General features: G+C 64.6%; 15 protein-coding genes. 2 read left to right on the top strand and 13 right to left on the bottom strand.

Annotation, left to right across the window (positions count from 1 at the left end; genetic code table 11):
* Positions 1-277: 277 nt before the first annotated feature.
* From ACFVVK_RS17035 to typA, 3 genes are all read right to left on the bottom strand, one after another.
* Positions 278-1,087, bottom strand: coding sequence for a type IV toxin-antitoxin system AbiEi family antitoxin domain-containing protein (locus ACFVVK_RS17035; RefSeq protein ID WP_390269480.1), 810 nt, complete (start codon positions 1,085-1,087; stop codon positions 278-280).
* Positions 1,088-1,371: 284 nt separating this feature from the next.
* Complete coding sequence (locus ACFVVK_RS17040) at positions 1,372-1,728, bottom strand: hypothetical protein (RefSeq protein WP_390269483.1); 357 nt, start codon at positions 1,726-1,728, stop codon at positions 1,372-1,374.
* 49 nt (positions 1,729-1,777) lie between these two features.
* Complete coding sequence (gene typA, locus ACFVVK_RS17045; protein WP_390269485.1) at positions 1,778-3,706, bottom strand: translational GTPase TypA; 1,929 nt, start codon at positions 3,704-3,706, stop codon at positions 1,778-1,780.
* A 292-nt stretch (positions 3,707-3,998) separates the two neighbouring features.
* Between typA and ACFVVK_RS17050 the strand changes: the two genes are divergently transcribed.
* Positions 3,999-4,892 (top strand): SGNH/GDSL hydrolase family protein, encoded by an 894-nt coding sequence (locus tag ACFVVK_RS17050; protein ID WP_390269488.1) that lies wholly within the window; start codon positions 3,999-4,001, stop codon positions 4,890-4,892.
* A 142-nt stretch (positions 4,893-5,034) separates the two neighbouring features.
* Here the strand turns inward: ACFVVK_RS17050 and ACFVVK_RS17055 are convergent, their stop codons facing one another.
* From ACFVVK_RS17055 to ACFVVK_RS17075, 5 genes are all read right to left on the bottom strand, one after another.
* Positions 5,035-6,750, bottom strand: a complete 1,716-nt coding sequence (locus ACFVVK_RS17055; protein WP_390269491.1) for an ABC transporter ATP-binding protein — start codon at positions 6,748-6,750, stop codon at positions 5,035-5,037.
* A gap of 11 nt (positions 6,751-6,761) precedes the next feature.
* Positions 6,762-7,757 carry an ABC transporter permease gene (locus tag ACFVVK_RS17060; protein ID WP_390269494.1) on the bottom strand — a complete coding sequence of 332 codons (996 nt, stop codon included), beginning with the start codon at positions 7,755-7,757 and terminating at the stop codon, positions 6,762-6,764.
* Positions 7,747-8,676 (bottom strand): ABC transporter permease, encoded by a 930-nt coding sequence (locus ACFVVK_RS17065; RefSeq protein ID WP_390269497.1) that lies wholly within the window; start codon positions 8,674-8,676, stop codon positions 7,747-7,749. Before ACFVVK_RS17065 ends, ACFVVK_RS17060 begins: the two co-directional genes overlap by 11 nt.
* Before the next feature lie 217 nt (positions 8,677-8,893).
* Complete coding sequence (locus ACFVVK_RS17070) at positions 8,894-10,534, bottom strand: ABC transporter substrate-binding protein (protein ID WP_390269500.1); 1,641 nt, start codon at positions 10,532-10,534, stop codon at positions 8,894-8,896.
* A gap of 291 nt (positions 10,535-10,825) precedes the next feature.
* The gene (locus ACFVVK_RS17075; RefSeq protein WP_390269503.1) at positions 10,826-12,652 is read right to left on the bottom strand and encodes an ABC transporter ATP-binding protein; all 1,827 of its coding nucleotides are present in this window, start codon (positions 12,650-12,652) and stop codon (positions 10,826-10,828) included.
* A gap of 78 nt (positions 12,653-12,730) precedes the next feature.
* On the opposite strand from ACFVVK_RS17075, the gene ACFVVK_RS17080 reads away from it, so the two are divergent.
* Positions 12,731-13,360, top strand: a complete 630-nt coding sequence (locus tag ACFVVK_RS17080; protein ID WP_390269506.1) for a PH domain-containing protein — start codon at positions 12,731-12,733, stop codon at positions 13,358-13,360.
* Between the two features lie 24 nt (positions 13,361-13,384).
* Here the strand turns inward: ACFVVK_RS17080 and ACFVVK_RS17085 are convergent, their stop codons facing one another.
* The 5 genes from ACFVVK_RS17085 to ACFVVK_RS17105 all read right to left on the bottom strand — a co-directional run bounded on the left by ACFVVK_RS17085 (position 13,385) and on the right by ACFVVK_RS17105 (position 19,104).
* Positions 13,385-14,515 (bottom strand): ABC transporter permease, encoded by a 1,131-nt coding sequence (locus ACFVVK_RS17085; RefSeq protein ID WP_390269787.1) that lies wholly within the window; start codon positions 14,513-14,515, stop codon positions 13,385-13,387.
* Positions 14,516-14,541: 26 nt separating this feature from the next.
* Positions 14,542-16,083 carry an ABC transporter permease gene (locus tag ACFVVK_RS17090; RefSeq protein WP_390269509.1) on the bottom strand — a complete coding sequence of 514 codons (1,542 nt, stop codon included), beginning with the start codon at positions 16,081-16,083 and terminating at the stop codon, positions 14,542-14,544.
* A gap of 179 nt (positions 16,084-16,262) precedes the next feature.
* Positions 16,263-18,044: an ABC transporter family substrate-binding protein gene (locus ACFVVK_RS17095; protein ID WP_390269512.1), complete on the bottom strand. Its 1,782-nt coding sequence runs from the start codon at positions 18,042-18,044 to the stop codon at positions 16,263-16,265.
* A gap of 375 nt (positions 18,045-18,419) precedes the next feature.
* Positions 18,420-18,647, bottom strand: coding sequence for a hypothetical protein (locus ACFVVK_RS17100; protein WP_390269804.1), 228 nt, complete (start codon positions 18,645-18,647; stop codon positions 18,420-18,422).
* Complete coding sequence (locus tag ACFVVK_RS17105; RefSeq protein ID WP_390269515.1) at positions 18,583-19,104, bottom strand: class I SAM-dependent methyltransferase; 522 nt, start codon at positions 19,102-19,104, stop codon at positions 18,583-18,585. The genes ACFVVK_RS17100 and ACFVVK_RS17105 overlap by 65 nt, the downstream gene beginning before the upstream one ends.
* Positions 19,105-19,146 lie beyond the last annotated feature (42 nt).

The following is a 19,146-nucleotide window of genomic DNA, read 5'->3' on the forward strand; positions in this document are numbered from 1 at the left end:
ATCATCGCCCCTGTTATCTCGGTCGTGGACTCTGACACGGCCGTCTCCTTTCGGATCAGGCCGGACCTTCACACACCGTTATTCAGACAGTCCCCCAAGGGGGACATGTCCAGTGGTGGATGAATGCAGCGCGGAACATGTCCAATGGTGGATCAACGCAGCGCGGAACATGTCCAGTGGTAGATCAACGCAGCGCGGGACATGTCCAGTGGTGGTGGAGCTATCGAGGGCGCTGAGCGGTACAGGGCGAGGGGCGCCTGGAGGTTAATACGTCCGTTTATGCAGCGGCGGAGAGCCTGTTCAGCGTTTCGCGGACCATGGCGATGAATTCCTCAGGGTGGTCCCGTAGCAGCGGATAGGTCACGACCAGTGTCGGTATCCCCCGGCGCGTGGTGACGTTCCAACGGCGCCGGTCTTCCTCGAAGCTGGTCCTGTCCATGTGGAACTCGGCACCGTCCGTCTCTATACCCACGCGGCCATCGACCATCAGGTCCAGGTGTCCGAGGCCCGGAACGTTGACCTGCGACTCGACATGAAAGCCGGCGCGCACGAGAAGAAACCGGGCCAGGCACTCGATAAGCGACTGCGACTGCGGGACAATTTCCGACACGATTCGGCGTTCCCGTGCATCGTTCCGGCCATCGAGCCGTCGGCGCAATGCGTTCAGTGGCAGACCCTTAAGCACGACGGCGGACTCGGCAACGATCAGCCCGTCCGGTTCGGGCAAGCAGCGCAGGCATTGGACAACGGTGTCCAAGAGAGTCGGCGGCGTGGATGACCTGTGACAGACAAAGCCCTGGTAACTCCTGCTGTGCGTCAGGGCCACGTGCGGTTGCGCCGGGGCGTGAAGCACCCACAGGCCGCCGAAATGGGCCGCAGTGATGCAGCCCGGTTCTGCTGGCAGCGAGCGAATGGAAATCAGCTGCGCGTCGGCGCCGGGCAAGGCGTAAACGCCGCGGGCCACCCGGGACACGGTTCCCGCGGCCATCGCGTACTTGAGTTGGTTGTGGGAGACGCCCGCAGCGGCAATGTACTTGGCGCGGGTGACGCCGTCGTATTTGGAGAGCACGTCGATGATGTTGGCCATGCACTCATGCTGGGGTCGTACACCACGGCCTGGTAGTCAGATCCCGCGCTATGTGGAAAACAGGCACGCGGCTGTCGGCCGGCCGGGTCACCGGCACGAACGCAGACGGGCAAGTCCCGGCATCGGAGCACGGCAGGGACATGTCCGGTGGTGAGGAATGGACATGTCCCGCGCGCGGGCACTGCGCCGGACATGCTGCCATTTTGCCCACTCGAGGGACTCAAAAAGGGACATGTCCCCCCGGGGATGCGGCCGGGACGCTGCTGCGGCGGAACGGAGCGGCCCTAGCCTGCGGGGAACCGGTACCGGCGGCACCAGACGAGCATGGCGACGGTGACGCCGGCAATGCCGAAGACCCAGATGTTTCCCGCGGCGTCACCGATGACCAGGCGCTTGCCCGCCTCCAGTGTGGACCACCAGCCGGCCAGCACATAGCAGAGAGCGCCGCACGCCGCCGTCGGGATGACGGAGCGGAAGGCAGCGGCCAGCCACAGCTCGGCCGAACCCAGCAGGAGCAGGGCCGCCGCCGCCCCCCAGGGAATCTGCACGCCGCCGAGCAGCACACCGTGGCGGTGCAGCGCCGTGCCGGCCAGGGCAACAAAAAGAGCTGCCGGCACGGCGGCGGCAATGCCGCCTGCCATACCGGCAGCTCTCCTAGTCACGTTTCAGCCGAATACCCGGAGGCCGGGATCAGACCTTGGCGCGGGCGCGGTTGGCCTTGGCCCGCTCGTTGGTGTCCAGGATGACCTTACGGATGCGGATGGCGTCCGGGGTGACCTCGACGCATTCGTCCTCGCGGGCGAATTCGAGGGACTCTTCGAGAGTCAGATCGCGCGGCGGCGTCAGGTTTTCAAAGGTGTCCGAGGAGGCTGCACGCATGTTGGTGAGCTTCTTTTCCTTCGTGATGTTCACGTCCATGTCGTCGGCGCGGGAGTTCTCGCCCACGATCATGCCTTCGTAAACCTCGGAGGTGGGCTTGACGAAGAAGGAGCCGCGCTCCTGCAGGTTGATCATCGCAAACGGGGTCACCACACCGGCGCGGTCCGCGATCATCGAACCGTTGGTGCGGTATTCGATCGGGCCGGCCCACGGCTCGTAGCCTTCGGAGATCGAGGCTGCGATGCCGGCGCCGCGGGTGTCCGTGAGGAACTTGGTGCGGAACCCGATCAGGCCACGGGCGGGAACGATGAACTCCATGCGGCACCAGCCGGTGCCGTGGTTGGCCATGTTGGTCATGCGGCCCTTACGGGCGGCCATGAGCTGGGTGACGGCGCCGAGGTACTCTTCCGGCACGTCGATGGTCATGTGCTCCATCGGCTCGTGAACCTTGCCGTCGACCGTCTTGGTGACAACCTGCGGCTTGCCCACGGTCAGCTCGAAGCCTTCGCGACGCATCTGCTCGACCAGGATGGCCAGCGCGAGCTCGCCACGGCCCTGGACTTCCCAGGCGTCAGGACGCTCGGTGGGGAGCACCTTGATGGAGACGTTACCGATCAGTTCCTTGTCCAGGCGGTCCTTGACCTGGCGGGCGGTGACCTTGGCGCCCTTGACCTTGCCGGCCAGCGGGGAGGTGTTGATACCGATGGTCATGGAGATGGCCGGGTCGTCAACGGTGATCAGCGGCAGCGGCTGCGGGTTCTCGACGTCGGTCAGGGTCTCGCCGATGGTGATTTCCTCGATGCCGGCGACGGCGACGATCTCGCCGGGGCCGGCGGATTCGGCCGGAACGCGGTCCAGCGCCTTGGTGGCCAGCAGCTCGGTGATCTTCACGCTCTTGAGCTCGCCGTTAGCGCGGGCCCAGGCCACGGTCTGGCCCTTGCGCAGGGTGCCGTTGTAGATGCGCAGCAGCGCGAGGCGGCCGAGGAACGGGGAGGCGTCCAGGTTGGTGACGTGCGCCTGCAGGACACCTTCCGGGTTGTAGGTCGGAGCGGGGATGTGCTCGATGATGGCGTTGAAGAGCGGCTCGAGGTCCTCGTTCTCCGGGGCGGTGCCGTCGGCGGGCTGCTCCAGGGATGCGCGGCCAACCTTGGCGGCGGCGTACACGACCGGAACGTTGAGGATCTTGTCCAGGTCCAGATCCGGAACTTCGTCCGCGAGGTCGGATGCCAGTCCCAGCAGCAGGTCCATGGACTCGTGGACAACTTCTTCGATCCGCGCGTCGGGGCGGTCGGTCTTGTTGACCAGGAGGATCACCGGCAGGTGCGCGGCAAGGGCCTTACGCAGCACGAAGCGGGTCTGCGGCAGCGGGCCTTCAGACGCGTCGACGAGGAGGACCACGCCGTCCACCATCGACAGACCGCGCTCCACCTCACCGCCGAAGTCGGCGTGTCCGGGGGTGTCGATCACGTTGATGGTGATGGTCTCGCCCTTAGAGGACGGTCCGTTGTAGGCCACCGTGGTGTTCTTGGCCAGGATGGTGATGCCCTTTTCGCGTTCCAGGTCACCGGAGTCCATGACGCGGTCTTCGAGGTGGTTGTGCTCGGCAAAGGAGTTGGTCTGCTTGAGCATGGCGTCGACCAGAGTGGTCTTGCCGTGGTCAACGTGGGCCACGATCGCGACGTTGCGCAGGTCACTGCGCGATGCAGTCGCTACCGCAGTGTTGGTGGTGGTTTCAGACATGCGTTATTGCTCGATTCAGTGGTGAAGTCAGCTGTGGTATCGCGACATTTCCAACCGGAACGCACGACGGATGCACCCATTCGACACAGGGCGCCTGATACAAGTCTAAGGGCTAGGCCATTTATTGGCCTAAAATGCCTGACCGCCGGCCCGGTGCACCGGCCTTCCCCTGGCGGCCGGCGGCAAGGGGACACAGCGAAAGGAATTATTACCTGTGAGTAAAGTCACTGGTTTTTCCGGCGCCCATGCCCCATCATTGCTCTGATAGCAGCAAGCAAGCCCGGAGACATTCATGCGAACCGCCTCGGCCCTGTTCCGCTTTGTCGCAACGATGGTCGCCGTAGGCGTTACTCTTGGCGGCTGCGGGCAGTACCCTTCCTCCTCTGCGCCGGACGCGGATTCCTCAGGCGCGCCTTTGACCGCCAACCAACTTGGCAGCGTCCCGGCTGTCGGCGCGGGCGGGGCGGTCGCAGCAGGGTCCCCAGCGAAGACGCGGATTGGTCCCGACGTCGACCCCGCCGGCCTGCCGGCCGGTTCCGTCTACCGCAATCCTGCCAACGGCCGCGACGAGGTGATCCTTAACGGCACGAGCAATACCGCCGTGCTGATTGGCGACTCCCAGTCGGAGCCGTCCTACGGGTGGCCCAGACAGGGCCTGGCCGCGGCTGGCTACAAGGTCTTCTTCTGCGGACGGGGCGGCACGGGATTCGTGGCGTCGAACGGCACAACGGGCAATTTCATCGACGCGCTCCAGCGCGGTGACTGGAAACTCCCGTACGGCACCCCTCCGCTGGTGGTGATCGAAGGCGGCGGGAACGACGCCGGACGCGGCGCCTCCGACGCACAGATCGTGGCCAACGCCGACCGGCTGATCGCCAGCATCCAGCAGCGGTATCCCGCCGCCCGGCTGCTCATGGTCGGCACGCTCGCGCGCGGCGCCCAGTACGGCGGCGGCCGGCGCACCGAGGTGGACGCACTTTTGGGCCGGATCGCCAACCGGCACGGGCTGACGTTCGTCAGCGCCGGAGACTGGCTCACCCGATATGACCTCACCGGTTCCATGGCGGACGGCGTGCACCTGAACAAGCAAGGGCACGCTGCACTCGGCGTCATCTTCGGCCAGCGGCTGGAGTGGTTGGAACTTACTTATCGGGCCAACGGCACAGCCTCGCACCCGTCCCGCTAGCACCCAGGGAACCCCGGAGCCGGGGACCGACACGGAACCGAACACAGGGAACCCAATGCAAAAAGGAGCCGGTGTCCGCCCGTTTGGGGCGGTGCACCGGCTCCTTTGCTGCCATGTGGCGGTTGCTGCTAATCCCGGCGGCTCAGGCCACTTCCGGTGGCAGCATGAGGCCTGCTCCTGGGATGGCGTTGAGCAGAGCCTTGGTGTAGTCCTGCTGGGGGGCATCGAAGACGTCGTCCGTGGAACCGGTCTCCACGAGCCTGCCCTTCTGCATGACGCACACGTGGTCGGCGATCTGCCGGACCACCGCGAGGTCGTGGGTGATGAACAGATACGTCAGGCCGAGGCGGGACTGCAGGTCGGCGAGCAGGTTCAGCACCTGCGCCTGCACCAGCACGTCCAGGGCCGAGACTGCCTCGTCGCAGATGATCACCTCGGGGTCCAGGGCAAGGGCACGGGCGATCGCGACGCGCTGGCGCTGGCCGCCGGAGAGCTCGTTCGGGTACCGCTGCATGGTGGACTGCGGCAGTGCCACCTGGTCCAGCAGTTCCCGCACCTTCTTCTCGCGGCTGGCCTTGTCCCCGATCTTGTGGGTCCGCAGCGGTTCCTCAATCGTCCTGAAGATGTTGTACATCGGGTCCAGGGAACCGTACGGGTCCTGGAAGATCGGCTGCACCCGGCGGCGGAAGGCGAAGATCTCCTTGCTGTTCAGCGTCGAGGTGTCGACGCCGTCGAAGACGATCTTGCCGGATGTTGGCGCCAGGAGGTTCAGGACCATCTGCGCCACCGTGGACTTGCCGGACCCCGACTCCCCCACGATCGCCGTCGTGGTTCCCCGTTTGACGCTGAAGGAGACGTCGTCGACGGCGGTGAAGTCCGTGGACTTGCCCAGGCCCGAGCGCAGCTTGAAGACCTTCTTGAGGTTCTGGATCTGCAGGACGTCGTCGGACTTGGCTGGCTCAACGACGCCGGTCTCGCTCGGGGCGAGCATGTCCTCAGTCTCGACGCCCAGTTCCTTGGCGGCCTGGATCCGGCGGGACGCCAGCGACGGCGCCGAGGCCACCAGCCGCTGGGTGTACGGGTGCTGCGGGTTCTGCAGCAGTTCCAGCGACGGCCCGGATTCGACGACCTGGCCGCGGTACATGACCACCACCTGGTCGGCGCGCTCGGCGGCGAGGCCGAGGTCGTGGGTGATCAGCAGCACCGCGGTGCCCAGTTCCGTGGTCATCTTGTCCAGGTGATCAAGGATCTGGCGCTGCACGGTGACGTCGAGCGCCGAGGTGGGCTCGTCCGCGATGAGCAGCCGCGGCTGGCACGAGAGCCCGATCGCGATCAGCGCGCGCTGGCGCATGCCGCCGGAGAACTCGTGCGGGTACTGCTTGGCCCGGCTGGCGGCGTCCGGCAGTCCGGCCTGGGACAGGACCTTCGCGACGTCGTCGGGACCGCTCGGCAGTCCGTTGGCCTTCAGCGTCTCGCGGACCTGGTCGCCGATTTTCCACACCGGGTTCAGGTTGGACATCGGGTCCTGCGGGACCATGCCGATGCTGTTGCCGCGCAGTTCGATCATCCGCTTTTCGCCGGCGTTGGAGATGTCCTCGCCGTCGAACAGGATCTGCCCTGCCGAGACGCGGCCGTTGCCCGGGAGCAGGCCGATAGCGGCCAGCGCCGTGGTGGACTTGCCGGAGCCCGACTCGCCCACAATCGCGACGGTTTCGCCCGGCATGATGGTGAGGTGGGCGTTGCGGACGGCGTTGACCTCGCCGTTGCTGGTGGTGAACCCGATGGCCAGGTCCTTGATTTCAAGCAGCGGGCGCTCAGTGGCGTGCCCAGCTTCCTGGAAGTCAACAGAGGCGCTCATGGTGTCCCCTTTCATCGCTTGCGGGCTTTGGGATCGAGGGCATCACGCAGGGCATCGCCCAGCATGATGAAGCTCAGGACGGTGATGGACAGCGCGATTGCCGGGTAGATCAGCGGCATGGGGTTGGACCGGAGCGAGGCCTTCGCCGCATCGATGTCATTGCCCCAGGACATGACGCTGGCCGGCAGCCCGATGCCCAGGAAGGACAGCGTGGACTCGGCCACGATGAACGTGCCCAGGGAGATGGTGGCCACGACGATGATCGGAGCCAGCGAGTTCGGCAGGACGTGGCGCATGAGGGCCCCGAACTTAGAGACGCCCAGCGAGCGGGCAGCCGTGACGAAGTCGGCGTTCCGGACCTCAACGACGGCGCCGCGGGTGATGCGGGCAATCTGCGGCCAGCCGAAGATGATCAGGATGAGCACCAGCGTCCACACGGTCTTGTTCGACCGGAACATCGGCAGCTGCATCAGCACGATCGCGCCCAGAATCAGGGGAAGGGCGAAGAAAATGTCATTGATGCGGGCCAGGACGGAGTCGATCCAGCCGCCGTAATAACCGGCCACGGCACCCATGATGCCACCGATCAGCAGCACGCCGATGGTGGTCAGCAGGCCCACCGTCACCGAGGACCGCGTACCGAAGATGACGCGGGCGTAGACGTCGCAGCCCAGCTGGGTGAAGCCCAGTGGGTGGCCCGCTGCGGGGCCGGCGTCGGAGTTTGCCAGCTGGCAGGCCTCCGCGGTCGGGTCGATCGGCGAGAACAGTCCCGGGAAGAGGGAGACCGCGACGACCACGAGGATCAGGAAGGCGGAGATGAGGAAGAGCGGCTGCTTGCGCAGGTTCTTCCAGGCCTCGCCCCAAAGGCTCAGCGGCGCGGCTTCGTCCTTGACCCGGTCCGTTACCTGGAGCGGGGTCTCGGAGACATCGGCCACGAAGTGCTCCGTCCGGCGGGCCGGGCGGAGGGAAGAGGCGTGCCGTGCGGTGGTGGTGTTATCAGGAGTCATAACGGATCCTCGGGTCAAGCCAGCCGTAAAGCAGGTCAACGAGCAGGTTGGACAGGCAGTAGATCAGCACCAGGACGGTGACGATCGAGACCACCGTGGGCCCTTCCCCGGACAGGACGGCCCGGTAGAGCCGGTTGCCTACGCCCGGAACGTTGAAGATTCCTTCCGTGACGATTGCCCCACCCATCAAGGCACCGAGGTCGGCGCCGAGGAACGTGATGACGGGAATCAGGGAGTTGCGCAGGATGTGGACACGGACCACCTGGAACCGGGAGAGTCCCTTGGCGGTGGCGGTGCGCACGTAGTCGGCGTTCATGTTTTCGATGACACTGGTGCGGGTCAGGCGCAAGACATAGGCGAACGATCCCAATCCCAGCACAATCGCCGGCAGGATGAGGTCCTGGACGGTCGCCGCGGAGCTGACGGTCGGTTTAGCCCAGCCGAGCTGAACGCCGATGGTGAACTGCAGCAGGAAGCCCAAAACGAAGATCGGGATGCCGATCACCACCAGGGAGGCGACCAGGACCGTGGCGTCAAAGAGCTTGCCCTTCCGCAGGCCGGCGATGAGGCCGAAAATGATGCCGAAAAAAGCCTCGAAGATCAGGGCCATGATGGCGAGCCGCGCCGTGACGGGGAAGACCTCGCCAAGCACTGCGGCGATGGGGCGTCCGGAGAAGTCCTGGCCGAGGTCAAACGTGAAGATGCTCTTGAGGTAAAGCAGGTATTGCATCCAGAACGGCTGGTCCAGGTGGTACTGCATACGCAGCTTGGCTGCCACGGCCTCGTTCACCGGCTTGTCGCCGAAGAGGGCCGCGATGGGGTCACCGGGCAGGCTGAAGACCAGGAAATAGACCAGCAGTGTTGCGCCCAGGAAGACGGGAATCAATTGCAGGAAACGCTTGAGGATGTATGTCGACATCAGCAAGTCACACCCTCGTTGGCAGGCATCCTGTCCAGGGATGCGGCGGAGTTGTTCATCAAAGAACCTTTTCACTATGGATGCAGGCCGGCGCCGGTTCACTCACGGCGGCAGGGCTGCGAAAAGTTCGCCCGAAGAGCCGGGCATTTGTAGAAGTGGGGGAAGCACAACGACGGCGGAGGCCCCAGTAAGGGCGGCCCCCGCCGTCGTTTTGTTGTTACTTACCGGTTACGTTGTAGTACAGCGGGACGCCGTCCCAGCCGTAGTCGACGTTGCTGACCTTGTCGCTCCAGCCGCCCTGGGCAACCTGGTACCACAGGGGGATGGCCGGCAGGTCCTGGAGAAGGATCTCCTGGGCCTTGTTCATGGCCTTGTTGCCGTCGCTGACCGACGAGGCGTTCAGGCCGTCGGAGACGGCCTTGTCGAACGTCGGGTTGGCGTAGTTAGCGTCGTTGGAGCCGGCACCGGTCTTGTAGATCGGGCCGAGGAAGTTGTACAGCGACGGGTAGTCTGCCTGCCAGCCGGCACGGATGGAGCCGGTGAGCGTCTTGGCCGTGGCGTCGTTGCGGGCTTCCTTGAAGGTGGCGTACGGCTTGCCTTCAACCTTGATGCCGAGCGTGTTCTTGAGCTGGTTGACCACTGCCTCGACCCAGGCCTTGTGTCCGCCCTTGTCGGCGTTGTAAGCAATGGTGAAGGTCTCGTTGGAGTCCCACTTCTTGATCGCGTCGGCCTTGGCCCAAGCTGCCTTGGCCTTGTCGGCGTTGAACGTCAGGTTCTCCGCGCCGGGGATCGAGTCCGTGTAGCCGTCAAGCACGGGAGCCGTGAAGTCCTTGGCGGGCTGGCGTGCGCCGTTGAAGATCACCTTAGTGATCTCGTCGCGGTTGATGGCCATGGAGATCGCCTGGCGACGGAGCTTGCCCGCCTCGCCGCTCCATTCCGGCAGGTATTCCGGGATGGCGATGGTCTGGTTGCCGGCGTACGGCTTGTTGATGGTGCGGTCGCCGAGGTCGGACTTGAAGTTCTTCAGAGCGCTGGTCGGGATGGTCTGCAGGATGTCCAGGTTGTTGGACATCAGGTCCTGGTAGGCAGAGTCATCGTTCTGGTAGATCTTGAAGGTCACGCCGGCGTTCTTGGCCTTGCGCGGGCCGTTGTAGTCCGGGTTCGGAACGAGCTGGATCTGCACATTGTGCTGCCAGCCGCCGTCCGCAAGCTTGTACGGGCCGTTGCCGACCGGCTTCTCGCCGTAGCCCTTCGGGTCCTTCAGGGCGCCGGAGGGAACCGGAACAAACGCGGTGTAGCCCAGGCGAAGCGGCCAGTCAGATTCCGGCTGCTTCAGTTCAACGGTGAACGTCTGGTCGTCAACGACCTTCAGCCCGGACATGGTCTCGACCTTGGAGCCTTCTGCGCTGGCTTCGTCGTAGCCCTTGATGCTTTCGAAGAAACCGCCGCTGAGCTGGGCGTTCTTGGCTGCGGCGCCGAAGTTCCAGGAATCGACGAAGGTCTTGGCCGTGATGGCCTCGCCGTTCGTGAACTTCTGGTCCTTCTTGACCTTGATGGTGAAGTGCTGGCCGTCCTTGCCCTCGATCGACTCGGCGAGTTCGTTGACCGGCTTGCCGCTGGGGTCGTAGCTGACCAGACCCGCGAAGATCATGTCGATGACCTTGCCGCCACCAACCTCGTTGGTGTCGGCCGGCATGAGGGGACGCTGGGGCTCGGAGCCGTCGGCGAGGATCACCTTGCTGGTGTCTCCGCCGGTGCTGCCGCTACCGGTGGCGGAGCCGCTGGCCCCGCATCCGGTCAGGGCGAGGGCGGCGATAGCCACCACGCCCAGTGCTTTGGAAGTGCGCGCAAAACGCATTCCGCCTCCTATGAGTTGTGGGAGTTCATGAGGGAAAAACTTGTGCTTCCCCGTAAGCAGGCACAGGGCTATCCCCTGTGACGTGGCCTACATTCGAAGTAGCCTAGCCCCAAAGAGTCCAAATGTTGGAACTCTGTTGCCAAACCGTAACCCGACAACTTCATGACCGATAAAGTCAAGCGCACAGCATTTCAGGTCATGCGTTACTGACTGGTAGTATTCGCACCCCGCCCGCCTCCTGGTTACGGCGGATTAACCCAAAATGCCCAGAAAACCTGCCTGCTTCAGGCCTCAGCTGGCACCGGAGAGCAGCTGCGCGCGCAGTTCGCGGCGCTCGCGCTGCCGGTCCGGATCCGGCAGCGGAACCGCAGCCAGAAGCCGTTGCGTGTAGGGCTCCTGGGGGTTGCGGAGGATCTGGTCCCGGGTCCCCTGTTCCACGATCCGGCCGCGCTGCATGACGCAGATCCGGTCCGCGAGCACGTCCACCACGGCGAGGTCGTGGGTGACGAACAGGCAGGCGAACCCCAGCTCCTTCTGCAGGTTCTGGAAGAGATCAAGCACCTTGGCCTGGACTGAGACGTCGAGGGCGGAGGTGGGCTCGTCGGCGACCATCAGCTTAGGCTTGAGCGAGAGGGCCCGCGCGATGCCCACACGCTGCTTCTGGCCGCCGGAGAGCTCGTGGGGGTAGCGGTTGCGGTAGTCCCGCGGGAGCTCGACCTGGTCCAGCAGCGTCTCGATGCGCTGCTGCAGTTCCGCGCCCTTCGCGACCCGGGCAAGGTACATCGGCTCCCCGATACTTTCGCCGATGGGCAGCCTCGGATTTAGCGACGAGGACGGATCCTGGAAGACCACGCCGACATGCTTGCGCATTTCGTGGAGCTGGCGGCCGTTCCGCTTGGCGGCGGAGATGTCCTGCCCGACGACCCGCATGGTGCCTGCCGCCACCGGCAGCAGGCCGACGGCGGCCCGGCCTATGGTGGTCTTGCCCGACCCCGACTCGCCGACCAGGCCGACCACCTGTCCCGGATAGATGACCAGGTTGGCCCCTTCCACGGCACGGAAGGCCGGCACCCGGCCCTGCTTGGGGTACTCGATGGCGACATCGCTGAGCTCCAGCACCGGTTCGCCTTTCGGCTTCGCCGCCTCGGCTGCAGCCAGGGCAGCGGCGTTCTCGCGCTCCCGCCGGAGCAACTCGTCTTCCGGGATGGAGTGGATCTCGGCATGTGTGGCGGCGGCGAGAGCGGCCGTGACGTCCACGTCCGCCGCCGCATCAGCGCCGCCCTGGCCCAGGTGCGGGACGGCGGCGAGTAGCGCCTGCGTGTATTCGTGCTGCGGATTGTGGAAGATCTGCGCGGCTGTCCCAGTTTCCACGATGAGGCCTTTGCGCATGACGGCGATCCGGTCGGCGAGGTCGGCCACCACACCCATGTCGTGCGTGATGAGCACGATGGCGCTATCAAGTTTGTTCCGCAGGTTTCGCATGAGGTCAAGGATTTCAGCCTGGACTGTCACATCGAGGGCCGTGGTGGGCTCATCGGCAATCAGCAACTTCGGGTCGCAGGAGAGCGACTGCGCGATCATTGCACGCTGGCGCTGCCCGCCGGAGAGCTGGTGCGGGTAAGACCGGAAGGCTTTTTCCGGATCGGGCAGTTCGACCAGTTCCAGCATCTGCAAGGCGCGGATCCGGGCCTCATCCGGCGATACCTCGTTGTGCAGGCGCACAGTTTCCACGATCTGCGACCCCACGGTGTAGACCGGGTTCAGGGCCGTCATCGGCTCCTGGAAGATCACGGCGACGTCCTTGCCGCGCACTGCACGGATGTTGGCCTCGTTGGTGCCCAGCAGCTCTCGGCCGGCGAGCTTGACGCTTCCTGTCACACGGCTGTTACTGGGCAGCAGGCCCAGGAGCGCCATTGAACTGGCACTCTTCCCGGACCCGGACTCCCCCACGATGGCGAGCACTTCACCGGCCCGCACCTCGTAGTTCAGGCCTATCGCGGCGGGGATCCATTTCTTGTCCACGCCGAAATCCACGCTGAGGTCCCGGACCTCCAGGACGGTTTCGCCTTTGCCAGGCACAGGTGACGCTGGCGGATCGAGGGTAATGAAGTCAGTCATGATGGGCTATCCTTCCGCCCGGGCCGCCGGCGCACCGGGGATTAGTGCTGCGGCTCGGAATACTGAATTATTGGGGGCATGAGCTCTGCGCCGCACGCCGGAAATGCCGAAGTCTTCAAAGCACGGACCAACAAGTGGTTTGCGTGGCTGGCCTGGGCGGTGGCCGCCTTCGGCGCGGTGGCCACTGTGGTCATGGCGGGTCCGGGGGCGCTGGGTGGCATCGCCCCGCTGGCACTGATTGCCTTTCTGGGCTGGCAATTGTTCTGGATGCCGTCCGTGGTGGTCCACGACGCCGGCGTCACCCTGGAAAATCCGTTCCGCTCCATCGTGGTTCCGTGGGCCGCGCTGGTGCACGTAGATACCCGCTTTGCATTGACGCTGGTGACCGCAGAGAAGAGCTACACGTCCTGGGCCGCGCCTGCTCCCGGCATCTGGGGCGGCCGCCACGCCCGCCCGGAAGACCTCCACGGCCTGCCGGCAACCACTTACGGCCCCGGCAAGTCGGTGCGTCCCGGCGATCTGAGGAGCACGGACTCCGGCCAGGCTGCCATGCTGGTGCGGTCCCGATGGCACGAGCTGGTGGAGGGCGGGCAGCTCGCTGCCGGGGACGCCGTGCCTACCGCCGCAACCGTCACCGTCCGCTGGGTGGCGATTGGCGCCGTCGTACTGCTCCTGGCCGCGAGCTACTTGGCCGTGACCGCCGGCTAGCACGGACCTGCAGGGGGCAGGCATCTAGTTCCCCCGTGTTCCGTCGGCCGGCCCGTCAGCCGGAGTCCCCGGCCGGAAGCCCTCGTGCTCGGGCCCGTCGAGGCCGGTGACAGCGCTGGCCTGTACCGCGGGACCGCCGTGTTCCTTCGCCTTCTTGGCGTTGAACTTCTTTTGCCGCGGATCAAAGGCGTCGCGCAGGCCGTCGCCGATGAAGTTGATGCTCAGGCAGATCAGCACAATGAACATGCCCGGGAACCAGAAGAGCCACGGCCTGGTGGAGAAGGCCTGCTGGTTCTGGGAGATGAGCAACCCCAGGGAGGTGTCCGGGGCTTTGACGCCGACGCCGAGGTAGCTCAGCGCCGTTTCGGTCAGGATCGCCGCGGACATGGTCAGCGTGACGTTGACAATCAGGACGCCGACGGCGTTGGGCAGGATGTGCTTGAAAATGATCCGCGCATTGCTCGCCCCGGAAATCCGGGCCGCATCGACGAACTCGCGCTCACGCAGGGACAGGAATTCACCGCGCATCAGGCGGGCCAGGGCGACCCAACTGATCAGGCCCAGGAAGATTCCGAGGGCCAGGACGCCGTTGGTGCTGGCGAACGAGGCGAACCAGCTCCCCTGGTCCCGGCGGCTGGCGAGGGCGGCCATGACGGCGGCCAGCAGCAGCGCCGGAATGATGATAATGACGTCGGTCAGCCGCATCAGGATGGCCTCGGCCCAGCCGCGGAAGTAGCCGGCGATGGCGCCGACCACGACGCCGATCAGCCCGGCAATGAGGCCGATCACGACCATGATGGTGATCGACTGCTGGGCGCCGCGCATGGTCATGGCGAAGACGTCGCGGCCGATCCGGTCCTGGCCGAAAGGATGTTCGCCCCACACCAGCGGCCACAGCGAAGACGTTGGCGCGCCGTCGTTGACCAGCGGGGAGACTTGCTCGTGGTTGTATTTCCACCAGCCCGGAATGCCGAGGAACCCCACCGAGGTGAAGGCCACGATGAAGATGAGGGCGAAGACCACCAGGCCGATGATGGCACCGGAGTGTCCGAGGAACCGCTTCCGCACGATCTGGCCCTGGCTAAGGCCCTTGGCCTCCAGGACCGGCTCAATGCCGGCCGCGGCTGACATCCGCGAGGCTGCATCTTCGGCCATGATTGCTTCCTGCTGACTTGGCTGGCTCATGATTTTACCCTTACGCGCGGATCCAGTGCGGAGTAGGCCAGGTCCGCGATGAGGTTGAAGACCATGGCCGTAATGGCGACGCAGATGAAGACGCCCATGACCGGGTTGGGATCGACGTGCGCAATCCCGTCCAGGAACAGGAAGCCCATACCGCGGACCGAGAAGACGGTTTCGGTAATGACGGCACCGCCGATCAGTGCTCCGATGTCGAAGGCGACGATCGTGGCGATCGGGATCAGGGCGTTGCGGAAGGCGTGGCGCATGACGACGGTCCGCTCGCTCAGGCCCTTGGCCCGGGCCGTGCGGATGTAGTCCATATTCATGATTTCCAGCATCGAGGAGCGGGTGAACCGAGTGTAGCTGGCCAGTGAGATGAGGATCAGGGCCAGGGTGGGCAGGATCAGGTGCGTGAAGGAGTCCAGGCCGAGGACCCAAAAGTCGCCCTGAATGTTCGGCGTGCTGGCCCCGATGGTGGCGATCGGCCGGCCGCGAACCCGGCTGTTGTTGAAGTAGCTGGGCCAGGCTTGCATGTACCGGTCCAGCAGAATCAGGAAGCCGACCAGGAACGAGGTGATCGCCGCGGCACGCATGGACTGCCCGCGGTCGTAGCCGCCCATCAGGTAGCCGATACCGAGGCCGATCAGGATGAAGGCGACCGCCAGCAGCACGATCATGACGAATGTGGCCTCGTTGAGCAGCGGCTGCAGGAGGAAATACAGCACGACGCCGACGCCGACGGCGATCAGGGCCGACTGCAGGGCCTTGCGGTTTTTCAGCCCGGCGGAAAGCAGGGTGACGGCGAAGGCGATGCCCACACCGGCGATTGCGATGACCACAGGGCCAAGGCCCGGGGTCTTGAACCATTCGGTGGCGGAAAAGTAGATGAGCACCGCTGTGACGAAGGCGAATGCGACGGCTCCGCCCAGCAGCCGACGCTTCATGGGCCCGCCCGCCGCTACGGCTGTCACCGCCCCGACCACGACGCCGATGCCGAGCGCAACTGTCAGCGGCACCTCGGGGTTTCGCAGGAAGTTGTTGAATCCGATGGCGCCGAATTCCTTAAGAAGGACGGCCACCCAGAAGATCGGCAGGGAAAAGAACAGGAAGGCCATGAACGTGACCCCGTAATCCAAGGTGCTGTACTGCCGCAGGGCCGTGACAATGCCCAGAGTGATGCCGATCAGGATGGCGAGCACAGTTGCCGCGGTGACCAGCGTCAGGGTCTGGATGAGCGCGTTGCCGAGGGCTTCAGTTACGGGCTGGCCGGCGATGTTTTTCCCGAGGTCACAGGAGTTCCCGAACGGAACGAGGCACTGCACCGCGCCGCCGAACCATTTGAAATACCGCAGGGGGGCCGGAGTGTCCAGCTGCAGGAGCTCGGTCCTCGCGTCCATGAGCGCCTGCTTCTGAGGCGTGGGGTTGGCGCGGAATTCCTCCAGTGGATCGCCGGACGCCGATGTCAGGAGATACACAAAGTACGATGCGCCGAGAAGGATGAAGGCGGCAGTCACAAGCCGCCGGAAGATGTAGGTCACCATTGAAATAGAACCTCGGAATTCGGGCCCAGGGATCGCCCGGACCGGTCGCGGAGTCTGGCCGGTTCCCGCCGGCGTGGCGGCAAGACCACGGCATCGTCAGGATATCGCCAGAAAGGCGTCGGGACCGTAAGAAACTTTGGTCCCGACGCCTTTCCAGCAGTGTTACTAGCGGTCGCGGGCTACTTCTGCGCCCATTCCCAGAAGTTCCACCAAACGCCGGTCTGGTTCGGCATGTACTTCACACCGGTGACGCGGTCGCTGTACGCGTCAACGCCGACCGACTGGAACAGCGGAAGGCCGTAGGCCGAATCCCAGATCATCTTGTCGATCTGGCGGATGAGATCATCCTGCTTGCTCTTGTCGGTGGTGACAATCAGTTCGTCCATGAGCTTGTCGGCTGCCGGGTCACTGAACTTGTTGAAGTTGGAGTCGTTGCCGGACTTGAAGATCTGCGGGACGCCGGACACGCCGACACCGGAGTTGGTCCAGCCGAAGATGGTCGCGTCGTAGGTGCCGTCTCCGAGAGCCTTGCCCCAGTCAGACTTGCCGAGGCCGCCGTCGATGATCTTGAAGCCGGCCTTGGTGGCGGACTCGCTGATCAGGGAGAAGGCGTCGACACGGTTGGGGTTGTCCTTGTTGTACATGATGCGGACTGAGGGGGTGGCACCGTTGAGGAGCTTCTTGGCACCCTCGATATCCACGCCCTGGTAGGCGGAGGAGCCGTTGTTCTTCGCGGAGTCACTGTAGGGAGCCTGATCCGGAACGAAGAGCTGGGAATCGAGCGGGGCAGCCTTCGGGTCAAGCTTCTTGACGATCTTGTCGACGATGTCCGTACGCGGCACGGCCTTCATGAACGCCTCGCGCACATTCTTGTCGGCAAACGGGCCCGAGTAGTTCAGGTCGATGTGGTCGTACGCGAGCTGGTTGCCGACGTCGACCGTCACGCCCTGGCTTTCGAGGGCCTTGAGCTGCTCCACGGTGTCGGAGGACGCCTGCGGGGCGATGATGTCGGCTTCGCCGTTCTTGAGCGCCTGGACCTGGGCGGGCGCCTCGCCGATGTAGCGGACGGTGATTTCGTCGAGGTTGGCTGTCGGACCCCAGTTGTAGTCCTGGTTCTTGACCATGGTCAGGGACTGGTCCTGGTTGATGCTCTTGACGACGAAGGGGCCGTTAGAGAGGTAGAGGCTCGGATCGGCCGGCAGTGTCTTGGTGTCAAAGCCGGTGTTCCACATGTCAGCCATGGTCTTCAGCTGCTTGTTCACCGGTTTGGGGGCCTTGGCGTCGCCCCGGGGCATACCCTTGAGGAGGTCGACGAACGCCTTGGTGTCCGCCAGGCCTGCCTTCTTGGCGAGGACGTGGGCCGGGATGTCGATGCCGGGGCCGCCGAGGGCGATTTCCCAGTCGGCGAAGGGCTTGGAGTACTTCAGCGTCATGCTTCGGCCGTCGTCACCGAGTTCCGGGAAGTCGGTGAGGCCAATACCGGTGGGGTCACCGGCGTAGGAGAAGTAGGACGTGCCCGTCTTGGCTTCCGCGTTCGCGTCGTTGTAGTAGCCGGAGAAGGCTGCCCACTGCAGCAGAAGATCGGCCGCGGTGACGGGCGTGCCGTCTGACCACTTCACGCCGTCGTTGATGGTGTACTTGACTGTCAGCGGATTGTCGGAGACCTTTTCCATCTTGCCGAACTTCTCGTTGCGGACAACGTTGAGCTTATTGTCGATGTAGTAGAAGCCCGAGTGGGTGGCATAGCTGATCTTTGAATTGATGTCAGTGTTGCCGTCGGCCGTGTTCGGGTTGAACGTGTTGAACGCGTTGACCTCTACTACGGTTGCCGATCCGCCTTGCTTGCCTGCTGCGGCCGCAGTGGACGGGGTTGTCCCCCCGCTGTTGCCCGCGCAGGCGCTGAGGGCGATGGCAGCCGCTGCCGCCACGCCCACTGCTTTGGAAATACGACCCAAGCGCATTCCGCCTCCTTGTTTCTGTGGTGTGGGTGAGACCCGGCGCCGACAGCGCCGGCCAGACGTCCACACTCCCCCAGCGGCAGTGTGGGACGTCTCACATGGCATGAGCGTAAACCTCAACTGCCTTTGCGGGCCACCAAAGTTGACTCACAGTAAAGTTCGTTATCGAGCTGCAACATTGGCCGGGTTTCGCGGGAACACGCGGGCACGGAAATTTGTGGCTCGGGTACCCGGGGAGAAAAGGGCCGCAGCACAGGAAAAGCCCGATCCGGAAATCGGGGCCTCCTAAGTTAATCCCGTGTTACTCGGCCGGATTTCGCCCGGCCGGGGCGGCGGATGCGGCGCTAATTGTCACCTCTGCCGCCGTAAGCCGATTCGTCAGCTGGCGTGTGCAATGAACACCATGAAAGATGCGCCAGGGGTGAATGACGTGCGCGCCCAGTCTCCGTACACGGCATCCACCTCGAAGCCGGCTGCGGCGAGCTGCTGTCCAAGGGTGTCAGCGTGGCGGAACGCGAAGCGGGCCGTCTCGGTCACGCTTTCACCGGTTTGCAGAAACTGGTTGTGGAACCTGGCGGTAACGACGCCTTCGTCGGGCTCGGCCACGTCTGCCCACTCGACGAGCGGCCCATGTGGGGGTGTCGCGGCGAGAACGCTCCTGCGACCCCCAGCTCTCCCACGCACGGGCTGCGGGGTTCCTGGCGTCGAAGGCCAACACTCCGCCTGTTCGCAGATGAGCGTGGAGATCCAGCAACGTGCGTTGCCACTCCGGATCAAGGATGTGCTGGACGACATTGCCCGTCAGCACGGCGACATCGAAATACCTGGGAGGGATGGCGCGGCTGTCGCCCAGCATCCAGTCCACGGCGTCCGATCCCTGCCGCCGTCGCGCGAACGCAAGCATCGCCTCCGACGGGTCTACGCCAACAACACTCCGTCCCTCCCCGGCGAAAGTAACTGTCAGGATGCCAGTCCCGCACCCAACATCGAAGAAGTCGTGGTCCGGCCCATCCGGATTGTCGTGGTCGTACAGGTCAACGAGCCTGGCATCGTAATCGCTCACAGCTAGACCCTACCCACGAGCGAAATTCGCCCGGAGCTTGCG

Source organism: Arthrobacter sp. NPDC058192 (genome assembly GCF_042883665.1).
GTDB lineage: Bacteria > Actinomycetota > Actinomycetes > Actinomycetales > Micrococcaceae > Arthrobacter.

Bases quoted from the DNA above. Each gene is read 5' to 3' on its own strand.
- ACFVVK_RS17055 (WP_390269491.1), bottom strand. From the start codon at position 6,750: ATGAGCGCCTCTGTTGACTTCCAGGAAGCTGGGCACGCCACTGAGCGC.
- typA (WP_390269485.1), bottom strand. From the start codon at position 3,706: ATGTCTGAAACCACCACCAACACTGCGGTAGCGACTGCATCGCGCAGT.
- ACFVVK_RS17085 (WP_390269787.1), bottom strand. From the start codon at position 14,515: ATGGCCGAAGATGCAGCCTCGCGGATGTCAGCCGCGGCCGGCATTGAG.
- ACFVVK_RS17090 (WP_390269509.1), bottom strand. From the start codon at position 16,083: ATGGTGACCTACATCTTCCGGCGGCTTGTGACTGCCGCCTTCATCCTT.
- ACFVVK_RS17035 (WP_390269480.1), bottom strand. From the start codon at position 1,087: ATGGCCAACATCATCGACGTGCTCTCCAAATACGACGGCGTCACCCGC.
- ACFVVK_RS17050 (WP_390269488.1), top strand. From the start codon at position 3,999: ATGCGAACCGCCTCGGCCCTGTTCCGCTTTGTCGCAACGATGGTCGCC.
- ACFVVK_RS17075 (WP_390269503.1), bottom strand. From the start codon at position 12,652: ATGACTGACTTCATTACCCTCGATCCGCCAGCGTCACCTGTGCCTGGC.
- ACFVVK_RS17070 (WP_390269500.1), bottom strand. From the start codon at position 10,534: ATGCGTTTTGCGCGCACTTCCAAAGCACTGGGCGTGGTGGCTATCGCC.
- ACFVVK_RS17080 (WP_390269506.1), top strand. From the start codon at position 12,731: ATGAGCTCTGCGCCGCACGCCGGAAATGCCGAAGTCTTCAAAGCACGG.
- ACFVVK_RS17065 (WP_390269497.1), bottom strand. From the start codon at position 8,676: ATGTCGACATACATCCTCAAGCGTTTCCTGCAATTGATTCCCGTCTTC.
- ACFVVK_RS17060 (WP_390269494.1), bottom strand. From the start codon at position 7,757: ATGACTCCTGATAACACCACCACCGCACGGCACGCCTCTTCCCTCCGC.
- ACFVVK_RS17095 (WP_390269512.1), bottom strand. From the start codon at position 18,044: ATGCGCTTGGGTCGTATTTCCAAAGCAGTGGGCGTGGCGGCAGCGGCT.
- ACFVVK_RS17040 (WP_390269483.1), bottom strand. From the start codon at position 1,728: ATGGCAGGCGGCATTGCCGCCGCCGTGCCGGCAGCTCTTTTTGTTGCC.